Origin of the sequence: Streptomyces hokutonensis, assembly GCF_042751305.1 — a bacterium.
GTDB lineage: Bacteria > Actinomycetota > Actinomycetes > Streptomycetales > Streptomycetaceae > Streptomyces > Streptomyces hokutonensis_A.
Map to the genome: position 1 here is coordinate 107304 of NZ_JBHYWD010000022.1, position 19104 is coordinate 126407.

Genomic DNA, 19104 nt, shown 5'->3' on the forward strand with positions numbered 1-19104 from the left:
GGCCCGGGGACCGAGGCTGTCTGGGCGCACCCCGTGATGCGACTGCTGATGCGGGTGCTGGGCCGGCTGCGGGCGGCCGACCGGCGGCGTCCGTGGCTCCTCGACACCGCCATGGTGATCCTCGTCATCGCCGCCGCGCCGCCGGATCTGCTGGTGCACAGCCCCGGGCATCCCGTGTCGCGCCCGGTCGGTGGTGGGCTGCCTGTCGGTGTGGTGTTGGGTATCGCCGCTGTGCTGGTCGTGCCGTTGTGGTGGCGGCGCCGTCGTCCCGCCGCGGTTTTCGGGGCCTGCCTCGTGGTCTGTCCGGTCATGTGGTCACTGGGTCTGGGGCCCGCGGCCGCCGCCGTGCTCCTGATCGCCCTGTTCGACCTCGCCCTGCACGCCTCGCCCCGCGCGATCTGCTGGGCGCTGCCGGTCACCGTGACCGGGTGGGTGCTGCTCGTGGTCACCGTGATCCCGACGGACAGTCCGGTGGCCTTCCTCGTCCTGTCCGTCGGTACCGGCGTCGGGGCGGTGGCCCTTGGCCTGACCGTCCGGATCAGCCGGCTGTACCTGTCGGCGCTCCGGGACCGGGCCGCGCGGCTGGAGGTCGAACGCGACCAGCGCGTCCGGCTGACGGCGGCGGCGGAGCGCTCGCGGATCGCCCGCGAGATGCACGACATCGTCGGCCACAACCTGTCGGTCATGGTCAACCTCGCCGACGGTGCCGCCGTGCTCACCACCCGCGAACCCGGCCGCACCGAGCAGGCGCTCCATCTCATCGGAGACACCGGTCGGCAGGCGATGGACGAACTCCGGCGTGTGCTGGGGGTGTTGCGCGAGTCCCCGGAATCCGAGGACAACAGCTCGCCCCGGTCCCCGCAGCCTGGTGTCCGGGACCTGGAAATCCTGCTCGACCGGGTTCGCGCGGCCGGACTGCCGGTGGCGTACCGCACCGTCGGCCCGGTCGACGCCCTGGGCCGCGGAGTGCAGCTCACGGTGTTCCGCGTGGTGCAGGAGGCCCTGACCAACACCCTCAAACACGTCGGCCCCGGCGCAACGGCCGACGTCACGGTCGCGGTCGAGGACGAGTTGCTGCGCGTCCGGGTCACCGACACCGGTTCGCTGTCGCGGAGACCGTCCACGGCTCACCGCGGGGACAGTGGGCACGGCCTGGTCGGCATCCGCCAGCGGGCCGCGCTCTACGACGGCACCGCAACCATCGGACCACGCGACGACGGCCAGGGATGGATCGTCGACCTCCTGCTCGATCCGTCCGCCCAGGCCACATCCGGAGAGACCACGCCATGACCACCGTCCTGATCGCCGACGACCAGCCGCTGCCCCGCATGGGCTTCCGGATGCTGCTCGACGGCTCCCCCGGCGTGAGCGTCGTCGGCGAGGCCGACAACGGCGCGCAGGCTGTGCGTATGGCGGCTGAACTGAGCCCCGACGTGGTCCTGATGGACGTACGGATGCCCGGTCTCGACGGCATCGAGGCGACCCGCCGGATCGTGGCGGCGGGCGGCCGTACCCGCGTACTGATCCTGACCACCTTCGACCTCGACGAGTACGCCTACGCCGGTCTGCGCGCCGGGGCGAGCGGCTTCCTGCTTAAGGACGTCAAGCCGGCGGAACTCCTCGCCGGCATCCAGGCGGTCGCGACCGGCGACGCCGTCGTGTCATCCAGGCTCACCCGCCGCCTGCTCGACGCCCACGCCCACGACGTCCTGGCACCCGATGCCGGGCCTCGTACCGACCCGCGGCTCGCGGCACTCACCGAACGCGAGCACGAGGTGCTCGTGGCCATCGGCACGGGCTGGACGAACACCGAGATCGCCGAACGCTTCGTGCTGACCGAGTCCACGGTGAAGAAGCACGTGGGCCGGGTGCTGGCCAAGCTCGGCGCCCGGGACCGCATCCAGGCGGTGATCATCGCCTACGACGCGGGACTGGTCACGCCCCGGCAGTGAGCACCGCGCCCATTGGTGTCGGATGGTGTTGGAGACATGACAGTGTGCCGCCGTGGTGATCCGGCGGCACACTGTCGTGCGTCAGGCTTCTTGTCTCAGTTGGTCGACGTCGAGGCGGTCTCCTTCCTGTACAGCTTCAGCGGTACGCGGCTGATGACCGAGTCGAGGGAGGAGTTGTTCCGCCCGTCGGCCCAGGTGACGTAGGCGTACTTGTCGGTCAGCGTGATGCCCGACCAGCGGTCACCGGGCGGGCCCGTCTCGCCGACCGGCTCGGTCACGTGGTTGACCTGCACCGGGGCGCTGAAGGAGCGTCCGTGGTCGAACGAGACGGCCGAGAACGCGTCGCCCGTGGTGGTCCGCCACATGACTCCCAGGTCACCGTCGGGACCGAAGTCGATGGCCGGCCGCAGGGCGCTCGACGCGGAGATCGTCGCCGGTCCGGTCCAGGTCCGGCCGGCGTCCGGGGTGACGTAGACGTCCAGGGTGTTGGAGTCCCGGGGCACCATGACGGCGAACCGGCCGCGGTGGGAAGTGTCGGCCGCCACCCACGGGACGGGGTCGGCCGCCGCGCCCAGGGCCGGAACCGGCACCAGGGATCCGGTGCCCGCCGCGACCGGGTTTCCCTGGCCGTCCTGGAGGGTGGTGTTCGTCCACGTCCTGCCGTCGTCCCGGCTGACGTGGAAGTTCACCGGCTGGCCCGCTTCCTGGGAGGCGGAGACGAGGATGCCGCCGTAGACGGCGATCTCGCGCCCGGGATAGCCGCACACGAGCGGGATGCCCGGTGCCACCTCGATGCAGGGCATCGGCCCCGGGATCACCCGAGAGTCGCTGCTGAAGGTCTTTCCGCTGTCGGAGCTGACGGAGACCGCGCTCGGGTACTCCCAGGCCGCCCCGGCGACGGCGTAGACCTTGCCGGTCGCCGCGTCCACGCGCATCTTCGGGGCACCGCCCAGGAGCAGCGGGGTGGACACCGGGTCGGTCCAAGTCCGGCCGCCGTCCGTGGACTTGGCGACCTGGTTGTGGTTCACCAGGTTCGCGGCCAGCCCTGAGCTGACCTGGTTGTTGTCCACGTACACGGTGCCCTTCGCGTCGAACTGCACGCTCGGTTCACCGCACTTGGGCGCCGCCGTGCCCAGCGGCCACGCCACCCGGGTCCAGGTGTCGCCCCGGTCGTTGGAGTAGGCCAGGAAGCACCCGCCGTCGACCGGCTCCAGGCCCGGCGACGGCGGGAAGATCGTCGAGACGAACACCAGGTTCTTCGGATTCCTGGGGTTGACGGCGACCGTCGGCTGGCCCTCCTTGGTGGCCGGCATGTTGGTCACGTCGACCTCGTGAATGGCCGCGTTCCCCGCGTCGATCGGCGAGGCCACGGCGGCAGGTGTTCCATACATCAGGAACAGCGCGGAGAATGCCGCCGCGCTTAACGTCGCCGAAGAACTTCTGAACAGCACCATGTGATCCCCAATTTCCACGTCCGGTAGAAGAGAATTCTTTTGTCGTCTGCGACATGGGACCGAAATCGGTCGGACTGATATCGACCCCGTGGCCGCGGGCTCGGCCAACTCGACTGCGCCAGGCGGTAAACCGGCTTCTCTTCGCTTCGTTGTGATCCGGCCCGCTCAGGCTAGAGAGACTCGGTGCCGTGTCCGTGGGACCGCGGGAGACAATTGGCCCGATGGCGTGGTACCGCAGTACCAGTCCGCCGAAAAGGGCAGTGGAGATTGAGCGGCGAAACGCCTCCCGGGTGGAGGACATGGCCGCTGGCCTCAGTGACTGCTGCCGCTCGTCTGGGAGTTGTTCCGGAACGCGAGCACGGCCAGCACTCTGCGGTGGCCGCTGTCGCTCGGTGGCAGCCGCAGTTTGAGGAAGATGTTGCCGATGTGTTTGCTGACCGAACGTGCCGCGATGACAAGGGTCTTGGCGATCGTCACGTTGTCGTAGCCCTCGGCCATGAGCGCCAGCACCTCGCGTTCACGCGGCGTCAGCAGGTCCAGGGGCGAGTCCCGTCGACGGGTCAGCAGTTCGCCCATCACTTCGGGGTCGAGGGCGGTGCCGCCGGCCGCGACCCGTTCCAGTGCGTCGAGGAACTCGTCCACCCTGCCCACCCGGTCCTTGACCAGGTATCCGACCCCTCTCGCGCCGTCGGCCAGCAGCTTTGCCGCGTACGACTCCTCGACGTACCGCGAGAGCACCAGCACCGGCAGTCCGGGGATTCGCTGCCGTGCTTCGAGCGCCGCACGCAGCCCCTCGTCGCGGAATTCCGGCGGCATCCGCAGGTCGAGCACTGCCGCGTCCGGGCGGTGTTCCAGGAGCGCGGGGAGGATCTCGGGGCCGGTACCGACTACGCCCACGACTTCGTGCCCGGCCGAGTTGAGCAGCAGGACGATCCCCTGCCGGAGCAGGGCGTTGCCCTCGGCGATCACCACTCTCACGACGGCGCCTGCCCGGTTCCGGCCACCGGGGGAATGGGAGTTCCACCCCGATCGGTCGCGTCCGCATCTCCTTGCCCTTCGTCCCGGACGACGACTCCCAACCGGGCGCCAAAGCAGTCGAGTTGGGCCGAAGGGCGCCCGGGTCCGCTGTGACTGGAGATCGGCGGATGGATGCCGCGCACGACGTGCCGCAGTGCCGACAGCACCTCCCGGGCCTGCTCCTGCAGGACGGTCCTGGTCACGATCCCATCCCCTTCGGCGTCGGCGGCATCCACGGTTGGCGAGGCTTCAGACCTTTGCCTCGGCGACCTTCGCGGTGTCTGCCGGGCCATCGGTGGCCGGCCCTTCCTGAGGGGCGAGGTGTCGGCGTGGAATGAAGCAGGCGATGACGAAGGCGAGGACGGCCGAGCCCGCGCCGATGGCCATCACCACCTTGAAGCCGTTCTCGGCGGGCAGCGGGTGGCCGCCGAAGTCGGTGGTCATCTGGGCGAGGACGACGCCGGCGATGGCGCCGGCGAAGGAGGTGCCGATGGACCGCATCAGGGTGTTGAGGCTGTTGGCGGCGGCGGTCTCGGAGGGGGGTACGGCGTCCATGATGAGGGCGGGCATGGCGCCGTAGGCGAAGCCAATACCGGCGCCGATGGTGCAGGCGATCAGTGTGATGTGCCAGACCTCGGACATCAGCACGAGGCTCAGGCTGTAGCCGGCGGCGACGATGACGGCACCGCACATCAGGGTGATCTTGGGGCCCTTGGCCTTGGTGACGCGTGCCGACACGGCGGACATCGTCATCATCACCAGGCCCTGCGGTGCCAGGACCAGACCCACGGCCAGCATGGACTTGCCGAGGCCGTAGCCGGTCGCCTCGGGCAGTTGGAGCACCTGCGGCAGCACCAGGGACATCGCGAACATCGAGAAGCCGATCGCCACCGAGGCGAGGTTGGTGACCAGTACCTGGCGGCGGGCTGTGGTCCGCAGATCCACCAGTGGCTGGCCGGTGCGCAGTTCGTAGTAGCCCCAGACCGGCAGTACGACGATCGTGGCGGCGAACAGGCCGAGCGTGGAGGTGCTCGTCCAGCCCCAGTCGCTGCCCTTGGAGACGGCCAGCAGCAGGGAGATCAGGCCGACCGCCATGCCGAAGGCGCCGATCAGGTCGAAGCGTCCGCCGGTCCGGACCTCCGACTCGGGTACGAGGACCAGGACGAGCGCCAGGGCGACGGCGCCGAGGGCGGCCGAGGTCCAGAACAGAACGTGCCAGCTGAAGTTGTCGGCGATGAAGGCGGACGAGGGCAGGCCCAGGGCGCCACCGACGCCGAGAGACGCGCTCATCAGCGCGGTGGCGCCGGCCAGCCGCTCGGCGGGCAGCACGTCCCGCATGACGCTGATGCCGAGCGGGATGACACCGGCGGCCAGACCCTGCAGAGCTCGTCCGGCGATCATCGGGAGCACGGAGTCGCTCAGCGCGCAGACGACCGAGCCGGCTATCAGCAGGACGATGCTGACCAGCAGCATGCGCCGTTTGCCGTACATGTCACCGAGGCGGCCGATCACCGGAGTGGCGACGGCGGCGGCGAGCAGGGTGGCGGTGACCGCCCAGGCGGTGTTCGACGCCGAGGCATTGAGGAGGCGGGGCAGCTCGGGGACGATCGGGATGACGAGCGTCTGCATCAGCGAGACGACGATCCCGGCGAAGGCCAGCACCGCCACCACAGTGTTCGACCTCACCGGGGCGGAGCGCCCGACGGCTGAGGGCCGGGCAGGGACGTCGGACATGGAACGGCCTCCATGGAAAAGAAGCAAGGGGGAGAGCGCAGAGGGAGATGCGATTGCCGGAACCCGGCACGTCTTCTGCCGTCCTGGGCTACTCGTCGAAGACGACGACGACCTTCTCCGCGGCGCCCGGCGTCAGCGTGAGCTCGAAGGCGCGGTCGGCCTCGGCGAACGGGACGCGGTGGCTGATCAGTTTCTCGAAGCGCTCGTGGTGCTCCACGATCTCCGGGGTCACCTCGAAGATCTCCGTGGGGTAGCCCTGGGAGGCGATGAGGGTCAGTTCGCTGCGGAGCATGCCGCCCAGATCGATGTCCGAGCCCTTCTTCTGTACGGCGACCATGACCAGCTTGGCGCCCCACTTCGCGGAGTCGACGGCGGCCTGGAAGACGGCAGGAGCGCCGGCCGCGTCGATGTAGATGTCGGTCCCTGCGCGCGGCTGGCCGAGGGCGTTGGCGGCCTGGCCGTGCAGTTCGGTGAGCCGTGTTGTGACGTCTTCCTCCGCGGAGTTGATCACCGCGTCCGCGCCGACGGCGAGCGCGGTGTCCAGGCGGGACGGGATGACGTCGGCGACGACGACGTGCCCGACCCCGCGCAGTTTCAGCCAGATCGCCGCGCCCAGGCCGATCGGCCCGGCGCCGAAGACGACCACCTTGTCGGCGGGGGCCGCCTGGGAGCGGTTGACAGCGTGCCGGGCGACCGCCATCGGCTCGTTGAGGGCGGCGACGTCGAAGGGCACGGTGTCCGGGAAGACGGCGACGCTCCTGCCGACGACGGCGTTCTCGACGAGCAGGTACTCGCTCATTCCGCCGTACTTCCCGCCGCAGCCGATGAGCCCGGTCGGGGCGTCCTGCGGATTGACGACCACGCGGTCGCCCACCTTGAGGCCGGCGACCTCGGTGCCCACCTCGACGATCTCACCGGCCGGCTCGTGGCCCAGCGGCACGGGCACGAGGTCCCCGCCCAGATGCGCCATCGCCGGCATGCCGCCCATGTGGAGAAAGGTGACGTCGGTGCCGCAGATACCGCACGCGCGGATCCTCAGCAGCACGTCCTTCGGACCGGGCACCGGCCGCTCGACATCGACTGTCTCGATCTTGCCGACGCCACCGGTCTGTACGGACTTCATCGTGGCCATGAGGAGCTCTCTTTCTGAACCTTGCTGAGAACGGGGGAGGGGCAGACGGTTCGTCAGGCGGCGGACCAGCCCTCGTCGACGGGCAGGACGGTGCCGTTGATGTGGGCGGCAGCGTCCGAGGCCAGGAACAGAATGGCGGCGGCCTGCTCCTCGACGGTGGCGACGCGTCCGGTTCCGCCGAAGCGGGGAGCGAGAACGTTGTCACCGTGGACCTTGGACACGGCGGCGCCCGGGAAGTCGGTACCGGTGCCGCCCGGGGCGATGGCGTTGGTACGGATGCCGACCCCCAGGTAGGTCACGGCGAGTGACCTGACCAGGCCGATGACGCCGTGCTTGGAGGCGGTGCAGGCGGCCCCGGCGATGCTGCCGCGCAGTCCGGCCTCGGCCGCGGTGAAGACGATCGAGCCGCGCCCCTCGGCCATCATGTGCGGCAGCACGGCACGGGTCAGCAGGAACGGTGCCGTCAGGTTGACCTCGATGACGCGGTACCACTCGGCGTCGCCGGTCTCGCTGACGACCGACATCCGGTCCATGATCGCCGCGGTGTGCACAAGGACGTCCACACCGCCGAAGGCTTCGACGGCGGTGTCGACGACATGGTCCACGATCCGCTGGTCGCTGAGGTCGCCGACCACGCCGAGGGCGGTTCCTCCCACCTCCGCGACCGCCTTGACTGTCTCTTCGGCCCCCACCCGTCTCAGGTCCGCGACCAGCACGTACGCGCCCTCCCGCGCGAACCGCACGGCCGCGGCCCTACCGGTGCCGGACCCGGCGCCTGTGACGATCACACTGCGCCCTTCAAGACCAGTGCTCATGGCGGGTGCTCCTTCGTGTCCAAGGTGGTTCTGGGATGTTCCGCGTACGGGAGAGGGGCCCTGTCCTGTTGGGTCGGGGCGTCGTTGGTGATCTCGGACCCGGCGACGGACGAGGTGTCCGTCCGCCGCCGGGTCCGGGGAGAGCGCCGGCCTCCGTCCCCACGGGGTCGACGCTCCGGGGACGCCTCCGCTCACAGCGCCCCGGTCTGCTGGTCGGCAACGGCGTTGGCCGGCGTAGTGCGCGCCGGACGCCGGATCAGCCGAGCTTGATCTGGTCCGTGCCGTGGCCGATGTGCGAGACGACGAGTCCGGCGGCGGACACCTCGGCGTACTCGGCGGTGTGGTGGCGGAAACTCCGCCCGGCGGTCGCGCCCCGTCGGACCTCGACCGACCACCGCAGCTCGCGGAAGAAGAACCAGTCGTCGAAGTGCCGGTTCACGACCTCGATCGAGCGCACGGAGTACGCCTCGTAGAAGGCTTCGAGGTGCGCCCGCAGGTCGTCTTGGTGTGCATCTCGGGCAGGATCCCGGAATGCGACACGTAGTCGCGCACACCCCATGGATCTCGGGGTGGGCCTTCTCGACGATCGTGTCGACATCGCCGTTGCGATACGCGTCCAGCAGGGTCTCGTGCAGCCCGGCCACCGCGTACCGGCCGGCCAGCACCCCGTCGGCCGGGTCTCCCGGCACGCTGTCCTGCTGGGTCCTGCCCCAGAACAGCTCCCCGGTGATGCCCTCGGAGCCCATGGTCGGGAACAGCACGATGACCGGCCGCTCGCTCTCCTCGCCGGTCGTCTTGAGGCGCCCTCGTCCACGGCCGCTGACGAAGGTGTACCAGGAGGTGTCGATCTCCGCCACGGGGCGGATCGCCACCACGGCGGCGTACCGGTGCATGCCACGGTAGGACGCGGCGATCTCGTCGAACGTCGTGACGATGCGCTGGGTCGGAAGCTCCTTGCCCTCCTCGACCGACGGGCTGACGGTGTACGCGTACGGGCCGCTCGGGGCCGGCGTCGCCAGGATGTCGTCGATGATGTCGACGTACTGCCCTGACGTGCTTCCAGGCGGTCTCCGAGGACTGCACCTGCAGATCCGATGCCGCGAGCAGGTCCTCGACCTTGGCCCTGTCTTTCATGGTCTTCCTTTCTGGGGGCGGGAAGCCCGAAGGTGTGAGAGTGGGGGAACTCTGTGCGCGAGGAGCCGCACGTCACCGGAACGGGGCAGAGGTTCGCTCGGGTGGGCAACTCCCCGTCAGGGCAGAGAAGTTGACAGCCAGGTCGGGTCCACGGGCTCGTCCGAGCGGCACGGGTCGGCCGACAGGCATGGGGATTCACGGGAGCGCAGGAGCAGTCGTCGTCAGGAGCGAACTGCTGCGCGGGCCGTTCCAGTCGTCACGGACGCTCGCTTCGGAGTCGCGCCGTGCGGTGCTGTGTGTGGGGGTCTTACCTCCGTGCTGGTGTGCCGGCTTGCTGTGAGGCGGATAAGGCGCCTCTGTGAGACATCCTGGTGGACTGGACCTCCTGGTCGGAGGGCGCGGCCTCTTCCCGGGGGGAATCCCTCACGAACGCGGGAGGAACGCGGTGAGGCGGCCCTCCATGACGGCCAGCGCCAGGTCCAGCCGTGAGCGGCATCCCGTCTTGGCGAACACCTGGGTGAGGTTGTTCTCGACTGTCTTCTCACTCACCTGGATTTCCCTCGCGATCTGCCGGTTGGTCAGCCCCCGCCCGACCAGGGCGGCGATCGGCCCTTCGAGGCCGGACAGAGCTGCGGGGCCACTACGGGCGCTGTCGTCGCAGGCTGTCGGAGCCAGGCCGGACGCTCCCATCGACTCCGTCATCGGGGTTCGATGGAGGCTGTCGCCGAGACCTCGGGCGATGTCGTGGGCCTCCTGATGCCACGGACGCGGGTCGTCGGCCAGGAACGCGACGGTCATGCACGCCCGCAACAGTTCGCTCCGGCCGCCGTGCTCGCGCAGGACGTCCACCGCTTCGATCGCGCTGTCGGTGTCGCGCTCGGCGAAGGCGCGGGTGATGAGTGCGGCGGCCTTCAACTCCGCACCGCCCAGCCGGGAGTACCACTGTTCCGCCTCGGTACGCAGGCGGGGCAGAAGCTCCCGGCGACCGCCCTCCCCCCACTCGGTGAACGCGAGCCGGATGAGCAGTCGGCCGACGCCCACCACACTTCCCTCGGCGCTGCGTTCCGCAGACCTGTCGCAGAAGCTCCAGCCGAGTGTCCGGGCCCGCTCCCACTCCCCGGTCCGGCAGGCCAGTCCCGTAGAGGCCCAGGCCCGCAGCGCGGGGAAAGGACAGTCGTGTCCTGCCGACTCCAACTCCAACCATGCGGCGCTGCCCTCGTAGTCGCCCATCGTCGAATGCACCTCTGCGGCGATCAGGCGGACGGCGTGGTGGACGGGGGTGCAGGGAGGCCCTGCGAGTTCGAGTGCCCGGGCCCCGGACGGGATGCCGGCCCAGTTTCCGTCTCGGTAGTCCCGCATGATCCGGGCGTAGGCCGCCAGCGGGCCGGTGACCGGTTCGCCGTAGGCCGCCGTCCCGAGCACCCGCCCGAAGAGTGCCACCGGGTCGAAGCGGTCGCAGTCGGTGAGGTCGGTAGGGACCGTGTCGACTCCGTCAGGACGGAGACTGGCGAAGGCGAGGTGGACCCGGCTGGTCCGGAGCGGCACCCGGCCGGTGAACCAGCCGTCGGTGAACTCCAGGGCGCCGCGGGTCTCCGGGGCGTTGGCCAGGGCTTCTCGTACCGGGGCCGGCACCGGTCGCCCGGTGTGGACTGCGGCGAGCGCCGCGTACGCCGCGAGTTTCGCGTGCCGAGGACCTCCACCGGCGCGCACTCCTTCGGCCACGGCCTCGGCGAGACCCTCGTAGTCGCCCGTCCGCACCAGCAGCGGCAACAGGGCGGCCAGGATGCGGGAGTGCGCGCTGTCACCGGGCTCGCAGTGACGCAGGGCGGCCCGGTATCGGCGTGCTGCCCGTTCGGGAAAGGTCCCGAGAGCCAGGCCGGCCTGGCTCTCCAGAAGCGGCACGACGGAGGGGATGGGCGGCAGCGCGCGGCCGGCGAACACGATGTGGTCAGATGTCACCGCCGGGTCCGGTGACGCTGTGCCGCCACCGCGCAGGTGATGTTCGGCAAGGGCGCGGTGCACCTCGGCCGCCTCGTCCCGGGCCGGGCCGGGCAGTACGGCGGGGACCAGCGCGGGGCAGGGGACGCGCAGGACTCCGTGGTCGTCGCACACGAGGGCTCCGACAGCGACAAGGCGGTCCACGGTCTGGCCGCACGCTGCGAGCGCGCGGCCGGTGGCCGCCGCGAAATCCGCCAGACCATCCATGGCGAAGCGGCCGGACAAGGCGGTGATCGCGAGCAGTTGCCTGCCGGTGGCGCCGCACTCCGCGACCTGCCGTACCAGGGCATGGTCGGCGGGCAGGGCCGGCCTGGTGGCGGGCTCGCGCAGACACAGGTGGCCCTGGAACCGCACGAGGTGGCCCTCGCGCCGCAGTGCCTCGAAGGTGTCCAGCACGGTGCCCGGGTTTCCGGCCAGTGGTCCCAGGGCGGCGCGCAGCGCGGGTGCCACGGCCTGGTCCAGCGGCTCCCTGGCGGCGACCGTCACCAGGTCGTCGATCTGGTCCGCCGGCAGTGGGCTCAGGTCGATGACACGATCCGCGAAGGTATGCGGCGAGGCCGAACCGGTCGGCCTGATGGCCCAACCGTCCTCGCGGTATGTCGCCACAACCGTGCAGCCGACGCGGTGGGCGGCGGCCACGACGAGTGCGGGGTCGGGGGCGGTGTGGAGATCGTCGATGAGTACGGCGCCGGGAGCGTCCTCGGTGAGATGCGCGAAAAGTCCCACCAGTTCGGCGAAGAGAGCGGATCGCGCGCGGGCCGAGCCGTAGCTTTCCGGCAGGCAGAGCCGGTTCACCGCGGCCATCGCGTCGGGCAGTGCGGAATTCCCGCTGTCGGGAAAGGAATCACTGAACGCTTTCACCACCGCTCGGGCTCCGAACAGGTCCCAACGCGGAATGGCCGCAGAACATTTGATCCGTACGATCCCGGGGCCGCGCCTGTGCCAGGTTCGGTGGACTTCCCGCAACAGGGTCGTTTTCCCCAGGCCGACCTGTCCACGGACGATGAAGAGCAGCGGACGTCCGTATGCCTCGTCGACGGCCGACAGTTCGGCTTCCCTGCCTTCCCTGCCGGACACGGCCCGACCCCCTCTCGGTGCCACCGCTCCCGCCCTCCTCACCCTCGTATCGGCTCTCTTCGCTGGACAGACGCGGCCGGTTAACATCTGGTTGAGCCCTGCCACCCTGCGAGGATCCATGCATACAGCGCATAGCGTCCCGCCTTACGCACGTGTCGCCGTCGATACCCTCGAAGCGATCCGTGCGCCCGGCTCCCCGAGACTCGTCGTGCTGAGCAGCCCTTCCGGTATGGAACTCGGCTCCGTTCTCGGTGAATTGTCGGCGTACGACAGGGTGTACGGGACAGAGGCCCTTGCCGCCGCCCCGGAGACAGTGCGCATTAACTTTGCCGATCCTTCACCCAAATTCCAGCTTTCCGACCACCTTCTCGGTTACGAGGCCGGAGATGGAAAGCGTGGACAGGTACTCGTACTCGAACATCTCCAGCATCTCTCCCCGGATGAACTGTTCTCGTTGGAAGGCTTGATCCGACAGCTGGGCGGGACGAAGACACGATGTGTGGGTACCGTCACGCTTCCCGTGTCCCGGGCGTCCCGGGCCGTATTCGCCGCGGTGTTCGGCCGACTGCGGCAGGAAGGGCTGGTACACCACGTGAACCTGCGGCCCCTCTCGCTCCGCCGGCTCGGTGACATGATCGCGGCCGAGATCGAGGCCAGGGCGGAACCGACGCTGGTCTCCTGGCTGTGGCGCCTCACCCGGGGCTGGCCCGCCGCGGCCCGGGCGGTGCTGCGAACCGCCCGGGAACAGGGCGTCGTCCGGGTGGTCGACCGGCATGCCTATCTCGTCGGCGGCGACTCCTGCACGCTCCCGTTCGTCATCGACCAACTGATACTGCCCGTCCGTGACACGGACGGGCCTCTCTGGGAGGTCGCCAAAGCGGTGGCCGTCCTCGGCCCGCTGGGCGAGGCTGTGCCAAGACTGACGGCCGAGGCCGTCTCCGTCACCGAGCAGGAGGCCCGTGGCCTGCTCGCGCGGCTGGCGGAGGCCGGCGTACTTCGCCACCGCCGGTCGGATTCCGTCTGGGAGTACCGGCTGCCGCTGGCCGGGGCCGCGGTCCGGGCCTCGCTCGGCCCCTACGAGCGGCGGAACCTGGCCCGGATCGCCGTGTCCGCGCTGTGGCAGGGCACCGCACGCTGCGCCGATCGCTCCTATCTCCCCGAGCAACTCGCGGCTGCGGGAAATCTGGTAGACCCGAAGCGGGCGAGAACCGAACTGATGGCCGCCACCAAGCGGTTGGCACACGACAACGGTGACAACGCGTACGACGACCACCGCGGCGCCCGATGGCTGCGGGCGGTCGCCGAGCTGACCTCGGACCCGGTGGAGCGGCCCCGCCTGCTGCTGGAGCACGCGAAGATCTGCTTGGCGCAGGGCAGACCCGAGGAGGGACTGAACTCCCTGCGGCTCGTGCAGCGGACCCACCGCGACCACCTGCGTCCGGACCAGCTCCTCGACGTCTGCTTCGCCCACCTGACCGCTCTGTACCGGGCGGGCGAATTCACCACCCTGGAAAAGATCGCGGCCGACGGCTGGCTCCAGCACCCCGGCCCGGACGGGCCTCTGGAACGAGCCGTCACGCGCGGCTGCGCCCTGCTGCTGCTCGGCCGTTGGCATGAGGTCCGTGAGCTGCTGTGGGCGGTCCGCCGGCGCGACATGAGCGGACTGGTCGAGTGGAAGGCCGAATTCCTCACCGCGACGGCGGAGTTGTGGCTGGGCACCAAGGAGGGGGTGGAGCGGAGCATCGCCACCCTGCCCGCCCGTCACCGCGCCGGCGGGGCGACCGCCGCCGAGGTGCACTGCCGGGTCGGCGAACTGCTGACGCTGGGCGAGATCCGCCGGGCCGAACAACTGCTCGCCGACACCGGGAGGAACCTTCGGCAACTGGGCCTGCCCAGCCGGATGCTCATCACCCTCCACCGGGGGCGTCCTCGGGAAGCCGTGGACCTGGCGCGCCGGAGCGCCATCACCGGCGTGCACACCTGTGACGCCGTTCAGAGCGAGATGTATCACCACGCGGCGGTCCTGCTCGTGTACGGCGGCAGGTTCACCCGCGCCGGCGAACTTCTCGCGCTGGCCCGCGCCAGGCAGCCGATGCTGCCTCATCTGCTCACCTCCGCCCAGGCTCTGTGCGAACTGGTCGGCAGAGAGGTCGAACGTGCGGAGAACCTGCTGCGGACGGCCGTGCACCGCGCCGAGTCGGACGGCGTGGTGGCGGGGACCGACCTGTTGTGGCTGCGGGTGGCCGACGCCGCGATGCACGCCGGACGACCCGAGGTCCTGAAGGAATGCCTGGCGAAGGCAACGGGAGTCGCTCACAGGCTGGGTACCGAGCGGGCCGAGATGATCCGGCTCGTCCTGTACGCGGCCGTACACACAGACCACGGCGCGGGGCGGGCCGCGCGGCAGCTGGCCCAGCAGCGGCAGCAGCCTCTGGAAGAGAGTGCCGTCCTGTACCAACTCATCCGCTCCGGCATGGGTGATCCAGTGATGCTGCGGGAGACCTACGCCCTGCTCGGCGAATTCGACGCGCTGATGCCCCGGTTCTGGCTGCGCCTTCTCATGCGCTCGCGCGGAGTGGCGGTACCGGGCCGGCGGGCCACCGCGGAGGAGAACGAACGGCTGCTCGCCGTACTCGTCTCCGAGGGGCTGACGAACAAGCACATCGCGAGGATCCTCCGGACCAGCGAGAAGAGCGTCGAGGGCCGATTGTCGCGACTGTTCTCCCGCACGGGCCACGGCTCACGCGTCGAACTCGCCATGGCGATGCTCGCCGGCCGACTGCGCCTGTGAAGATCTGGTTCGGCCCGTTCCAAGAACGCACACCCGAGGCGGCGACAGAATGATCGCGGCCAGCCTTTCGTGATCATGCGCTGCCCGCGTACCCGTACCCGTCGTCGGCGTACTGGTCCGCGCCTTCGGTTATCTCGTCGGCCTCGTTGCCGTCGTCACCTCCGTCGTCGTCCTGGGACTTCGCTTCGGGACTGACGGCGCCTGTCGAGTGAGTGCGTTCGGCGGCGAGTCGGGCGAGCGCGCGGACGCCGAAGGGGCTGTTGTTGCCGCCCGGCACCCGGCGCTGGCGGGTTTCGTGTATCGAGCGACCCAATGACAATCCATGACTTCCTGAATTCAGGATAGCTTGTATCGTTGTGAGGGTGCTGACCCTTGCCCCCGAGGTGGAGGCGCTGGCCCGTTTCGGCCGCGCCCTCGCCGACCCCATCCGCTGTCGTCTGCTGCTCGCGCTGCGCGAAGCTCCGGCGCATCCCTCCGACTTGGCCGACCGGCTCGGCGTCTCCCGCACCCGGCTGTCGAACCATCTGGCGTGTCTGCGGGACTGCGGTCTCGTCGTCGCGGTGCCGGTGGGGCGGCGTACGCGTTACGAGCTGGCCGACCCGCGCCTCGGGCACGCCCTGGACGACCTGCGCGCGGCCGTCGTGGCGGTGGAGACGGACCGTACCTGCCCCGACGCGGATGAGAAGGGCTGCTGCTGACCGTGTCCGAGATCTCCCTCGGCCCCTCGCCCGCCCGCCGCGACCAACTGACGCGCCGGATACGCCTGCTCGTGACCGCCACCATCGCCTACAACGTCGTCGAGGCCATCGTCGCGATCACCGTGGGCACTCTCGCCTCCTCGACCGCGCTGGTCGGCTTCGGCCTCGACTCGGTGGTCGAGGTGTCCTCGGCCGCGGCGGTCGGCTGGCAGTTCTCCGCCCGCGATCACGCCGTACGCGAGGCCCGGGAGAGGACAACGCTACGGATCATCGCCGTCTCATTCTTCGCCCTCGCGGCTTACGTCACCGTGGATGCCGTACGAGCTCTCGCTGGAGCCGGGGAAGCGGAGCGGTCGATGTCCGGGATCGTGCTCGCGGCTCTCTCGCTGGCCGTGATGCCGTTCCTGTCCGCTGCCCAGCGCCGGGCGGGACAGGAGCTGGGCTCCGCTTCCGCGGTGGCCGATTCCAGGCAGACGCTGCTGTGCACCTACCTCTCCGCTGTCCTGCTCGTGGGCCTGGTCGTCAACGCCGTCCTCGGTTGGACATGGGCCGACCCGATCGCGGCGCTCGTCATCGCGGGAGTGGCGGTGAAAGAAGGGCGGGATGCCTGGCGGGGTGACGGGTGTTGCGCGATACCCCCCTCCGCCGTGGGGGCGACGAGCGAGGACGCGTGCGCCTGTTGCTGACCGTGGCAGGGACGGTCGGACGACTTCCAGCCTGAGCGCCGTGGCCCGTTTCACGTACCGGGTACGGCTGTTGCTCACCTCCCCTTTCTTGGAGGCGTGGCCTTCGTGACGTCGGTGGGGCGGTCAGGACACCGGCCACCCGGTGAGCACCAGGATCACTCCCAGTACGCCCGCTCCCAACAGTGGGCTGACGACGCCCCGGCGGGCGGCCGGAACCCCGTACTGCCAGGCGTGTTGCAGTGCCAGGGCCAGGGGGATCGCCGATCCGGCCGACGTAACGGGCGGGCTGTTGTGGGGAATTGCTGCGGTAGACGGCGACCGCACGGCGACCGCGTTGGTGCGGCGGAGCGTGACGAGCAGCCGGCCGTCGTCGGTGAGCGTCACCGCGTTCGGCTCGTAGCCCACGGACGCCTCGGGCCACGGCTGGGTGGCGATCGTCTGGACGACATTGCTCTTGCGGGTGTCGATGACCGACACGCTGTTGTCGGCGGTGTCGGTGTCGGTGACGCTGACCGTGCTGGTGGTGCCGGCGCCCGTCTTGGGGTTGGCCGGGACGTCGGTGCCGTAGGAGTTGACGGTGGTCTGGCGGGCCTCGCCGGGCGACCGACCTCGTTGCTGACGTACAACGTGCCGCCGACCAGGGCGATTCCGCGCGGGGCGGTGCCAACTGCCCATTTCTGCTTGATGGTTCTGGTCGCCGCGTCGATGGCGACGACCTTGTTCTGGCCGTTGACCGCGGAGTACACGGTGGAGCCGTCGGCGGAGAGGACGGCCGTGCCCACCATTGCCTGCTTGGCGCCGTCGGCCGCGATCGGGACGGCGGTGGGGCTCGCGAGGGTGCCGTCGGCGTTGACGGTGGACGTGGTGCAGCCGTCTGCCTGGCCGAGCCGTAGTTGCTTGCCGTCGGGCGAGTTGGTCGGGCCCTCCCGGCCGACTGCACCGCTGCTGATGCGCAGGTGGTCCGCCGTGCTGCTGGTGCCGATCTTCTACGTCCGCGTCAGCCGCCCCTGGCATCGGCCAGGGCGATGACGGGCAGCCCGTGCCGTTTGTGCCTGGCCGGCCAGTGACGTCTCATCGGGTGGCCGGTGCGGCGCTGGGCGGGTGTCAGCGATCCGTCGGTCAGGACGACGCTGCCACCCGCGTGAGGAGGCGGGTGTCGGCCGGCACCAGCGGCGGTCACCTCATCGCCCCACCGTTCGCTAACGGGCTGTTGGGCCGAGGTCCGCCTTGGGAGACGGGTCGTGGTCTCGGACGTAGACGGTGACTCGGGCCCCGTTGACGTGGCTTGTTCCGTACGCGCGGAAGTGGCGTCGCAGGGTGTTTGTTTTCGCTTCCTCCCGCGGGTTGGTCGGCGCGTGCGCACCCGCCGGGTCGCGGACCGCGATGATCCGGTCGAATTCCAGCATGCGTGCCGCTATTTCCTGGGCGGGAAGCTCGACACCTGCAAGGGTATTTGACGAAACGGGGTCCTGTGCCAGGGCGAGATCTGTCAGGAAACGGGTGTCTGCGGTGTCGGCCGCGGTCCAGGCCCGGTACTGGTCGGAGAGATAGAGCAGCCCGTCGCCGGGACGGCCGTCCTTGCGTACGGCGGCGCCGATGGCGGTGACGTCATTGCTCCGGCTCTGGGGCGTCCTCAGCGAAACGCTCGTCGGGACGAGCGCGGCCAGTGCGGCAACCGCCGCGATCCACACGTAGCGGGAAGACCGCTTGCGCCGGTGGAAGGAGTCCATCCAGGCACCCAGCAGCAAGGCGATTCCGGTACTGCTGTAGAGCACATACCGGTCGACGAAAACGGGCTTGACCAGTGAGGCGATCAGCAGCAGAAGGCCCGGGAGCACAACCAGCGGTACAGCCAGCGCGGAGAGCCGCACGGGCCCTCTGGTCCCCAGGGGTGCCAGGGCACACACCACGCCCACGACCGCCATGGCCAGGAATCCGGGAAGCCGCACCGGTCCGTCGATCCAGGACAGCTGTCCCGACTGCCCCGCGCTGCGGATCGCCAGCGGCAACAGTCCGGCAACGACGCACGAGGCGGTCGCACTCCACGCCCTCAGTACCGGTCGTGGAGCACGGGAGACGACCAGTGTGACCCCGTGTGCGACCAGGGCGAGGGCCGCGAACTCGTGGAGCAGGCAGGCCAGCAGCATGGTGGAGCCGTAGACCGCCCACCGCCACCGGGCGCGATGCGGGACGCCGGCCACGAACGCATAGGTGGCCCAGGTGACCAGGGCACAGACCATGGCATACGAGCGGCCTTCCTGCGCGTACTTCTGTACCTGGGGAAGGAGCGCGAAGACCAGCCCGGCCAGCAGTCCGGCGCGGGGTCCCGCCAGGCGTAGCCCCAGAAGCCCGACTCCGCTCGCCGCCATGGCCATGGCCAGCACGGACGGCAGCCGTAACGTCAGCAGCCCTCCGCCGAAGAGGCCGAAGATCTCATGCATCACGGCGTAGTAGAGGGCATGGACCAGATCGACGTGCTGGGCGGTGAGCCATATCTGCGAAAGATCGCGGTGCGCGAGCTGCCAGGTGACGGCCTCGTCCCCCCACATGGTGTTCTTCCTGCGGATGTCCCAGAGTCCCAGAGCGATGCTCAGCGCCAAGGGTGCGACGACGACA

16 protein-coding genes and 1 pseudogene are annotated in these 19104 nt (G+C 69.9%); 6 read left to right on the top strand and 11 right to left on the bottom strand.

All coding sequences use genetic code 11. The features are described from left to right. Positions 1–36: 36 nt before the first annotated feature. Both ACFXC1_RS39875 and ACFXC1_RS39880 read left to right on the top strand, forming a co-directional pair. The gene (locus ACFXC1_RS39875) at positions 37–1290 is read left to right on the top strand and encodes a sensor histidine kinase (protein WP_381252264.1); all 1254 of its coding nucleotides are present in this window, start codon (positions 37–39) and stop codon (positions 1288–1290) included. Further along, positions 1287–1952 (top strand): response regulator, encoded by a 666-nt coding sequence (locus tag ACFXC1_RS39880; protein ID WP_381252266.1) that lies wholly within the window; start codon positions 1287–1289, stop codon positions 1950–1952. Before ACFXC1_RS39875 ends, ACFXC1_RS39880 begins: the two co-directional genes overlap by 4 nt. 95 nt (positions 1953–2047) lie before the next feature. Here the strand turns inward: ACFXC1_RS39880 and ACFXC1_RS39885 are convergent, their stop codons facing one another. From ACFXC1_RS39885 to ACFXC1_RS39910, 6 genes are all read right to left on the bottom strand, one after another. After that, complete coding sequence (locus ACFXC1_RS39885; RefSeq protein ID WP_381252268.1) at positions 2048–3343, bottom strand: sialidase family protein; 1296 nt, start codon at positions 3341–3343, stop codon at positions 2048–2050. 375 nt (positions 3344–3718) lie between these two features. Further along, positions 3719–4384 (bottom strand): LuxR C-terminal-related transcriptional regulator, encoded by a 666-nt coding sequence (locus ACFXC1_RS39890; protein WP_381252270.1) that lies wholly within the window; start codon positions 4382–4384, stop codon positions 3719–3721. 288 nt (positions 4385–4672) lie between these two features. After that, entirely contained in the window at positions 4673–6157 is a 1485-nt protein-coding gene (locus tag ACFXC1_RS39895; RefSeq protein WP_381252272.1) for an MFS transporter, read from the bottom strand. A gap of 88 nt (positions 6158–6245) precedes the next feature. Beyond that, positions 6246–7289, bottom strand: a complete 1044-nt coding sequence (locus ACFXC1_RS39900) for a zinc-dependent alcohol dehydrogenase (protein ID WP_381252274.1) — start codon at positions 7287–7289, stop codon at positions 6246–6248. Positions 7290–7342: 53 nt separating this feature from the next. Next, positions 7343–8104 carry an SDR family NAD(P)-dependent oxidoreductase gene (locus ACFXC1_RS39905; protein ID WP_381252276.1) on the bottom strand — a complete coding sequence of 254 codons (762 nt, stop codon included), beginning with the start codon at positions 8102–8104 and terminating at the stop codon, positions 7343–7345. A 256-nt stretch (positions 8105–8360) separates the two neighbouring features. Next, complete coding sequence (locus tag ACFXC1_RS39910; protein WP_381252278.1) at positions 8361–8561, bottom strand: hypothetical protein; 201 nt, start codon at positions 8559–8561, stop codon at positions 8361–8363. Positions 8562–8635: 74 nt separating this feature from the next. Between ACFXC1_RS39910 and ACFXC1_RS39915 the strand changes: the two genes are divergently transcribed. Then, positions 8636–9007: a hypothetical protein gene (locus ACFXC1_RS39915; RefSeq protein WP_381252280.1), complete on the top strand. Its 372-nt coding sequence runs from the start codon at positions 8636–8638 to the stop codon at positions 9005–9007. 654 nt (positions 9008–9661) lie between these two features. Here the strand turns inward: ACFXC1_RS39915 and ACFXC1_RS39920 are convergent. Beyond that, complete coding sequence (locus tag ACFXC1_RS39920; protein ID WP_381252282.1) at positions 9662–12433, bottom strand: AAA family ATPase; 2772 nt, start codon at positions 12431–12433, stop codon at positions 9662–9664. A 217-nt stretch (positions 12434–12650) separates the two neighbouring features. Beyond that, positions 12651–12902, bottom strand: coding sequence for a hypothetical protein (locus tag ACFXC1_RS39925; protein WP_381252283.1), 252 nt, complete (start codon positions 12900–12902; stop codon positions 12651–12653). A 3-nt stretch (positions 12903–12905) separates the two neighbouring features. Here ACFXC1_RS39925 and ACFXC1_RS39930 point away from each other — a divergent pair, with 3 nt between their 5' ends. Beyond that, positions 12906–15104 (top strand): LuxR C-terminal-related transcriptional regulator, encoded by a 2199-nt coding sequence (locus tag ACFXC1_RS39930; RefSeq protein WP_381252285.1) that lies wholly within the window; start codon positions 12906–12908, stop codon positions 15102–15104. A gap of 73 nt (positions 15105–15177) precedes the next feature. Here ACFXC1_RS39930 and ACFXC1_RS39935 read toward each other — a convergent pair whose 3' ends face one another. Continuing rightward, on the bottom strand, positions 15178–15417 hold the full coding sequence (locus ACFXC1_RS39935; protein ID WP_381252287.1) for a hypothetical protein: 240 nt from the start codon (positions 15415–15417) through the stop codon (positions 15178–15180). A 49-nt stretch (positions 15418–15466) separates the two neighbouring features. Between ACFXC1_RS39935 and ACFXC1_RS39940 the strand changes: the two genes are divergently transcribed. Further along, positions 15467–15802, top strand: coding sequence for an ArsR/SmtB family transcription factor (locus ACFXC1_RS39940; RefSeq protein WP_381252289.1), 336 nt, complete (start codon positions 15467–15469; stop codon positions 15800–15802). Positions 15803–15804: 2 nt separating this feature from the next. Then, positions 15805–16488: a cation efflux transmembrane domain-containing protein gene (locus ACFXC1_RS39945; protein ID WP_381252291.1), complete on the top strand. Its 684-nt coding sequence runs from the start codon at positions 15805–15807 to the stop codon at positions 16486–16488. A 268-nt stretch (positions 16489–16756) separates the two neighbouring features. Here ACFXC1_RS39945 and ACFXC1_RS39950 read toward each other — a convergent pair. Together ACFXC1_RS39950 and ACFXC1_RS39955 are read right to left on the bottom strand one after the other, a co-directional pair. Next, a pseudogene (locus ACFXC1_RS39950) lies at positions 16757–17474 on the bottom strand (YncE family protein); the annotation flags it as partial. A 213-nt stretch (positions 17475–17687) separates the two neighbouring features. After that, positions 17688–19088 carry a glycosyltransferase family 39 protein gene (locus ACFXC1_RS39955; protein ID WP_381252293.1) on the bottom strand — a complete coding sequence of 467 codons (1401 nt, stop codon included), beginning with the start codon at positions 19086–19088 and terminating at the stop codon, positions 17688–17690. Positions 19089–19104 lie beyond the last annotated feature (16 nt).

Excerpts from the sequence above, each read along its gene's own strand:
- ACFXC1_RS39875 (WP_381252264.1), top strand. The coding sequence starts at position 37 with ATGCGACTGCTGATGCGGGTGCTGGGCCGGCTGCGGGCGGCCGACCGG.
- ACFXC1_RS39880 (WP_381252266.1), top strand. The coding sequence starts at position 1,287 with ATGACCACCGTCCTGATCGCCGACGACCAGCCGCTGCCCCGCATGGGC.
- ACFXC1_RS39885 (WP_381252268.1), bottom strand. The coding sequence starts at position 3,343 with ATGTATGGAACACCTGCCGCCGTGGCCTCGCCGATCGACGCGGGGAAC.
- ACFXC1_RS39895 (WP_381252272.1), bottom strand. The coding sequence starts at position 6,157 with ATGTCCGACGTCCCTGCCCGGCCCTCAGCCGTCGGGCGCTCCGCCCCG.
- ACFXC1_RS39900 (WP_381252274.1), bottom strand. The coding sequence starts at position 7,289 with ATGGCCACGATGAAGTCCGTACAGACCGGTGGCGTCGGCAAGATCGAG.
- ACFXC1_RS39905 (WP_381252276.1), bottom strand. The coding sequence starts at position 8,104 with ATGAGCACTGGTCTTGAAGGGCGCAGTGTGATCGTCACAGGCGCCGGG.
- ACFXC1_RS39915 (WP_381252280.1), top strand. The coding sequence starts at position 8,636 with ATGCGACACGTAGTCGCGCACACCCCATGGATCTCGGGGTGGGCCTTC.
- ACFXC1_RS39920 (WP_381252282.1), bottom strand. The coding sequence starts at position 12,433 with ATGGATCCTCGCAGGGTGGCAGGGCTCAACCAGATGTTAACCGGCCGC.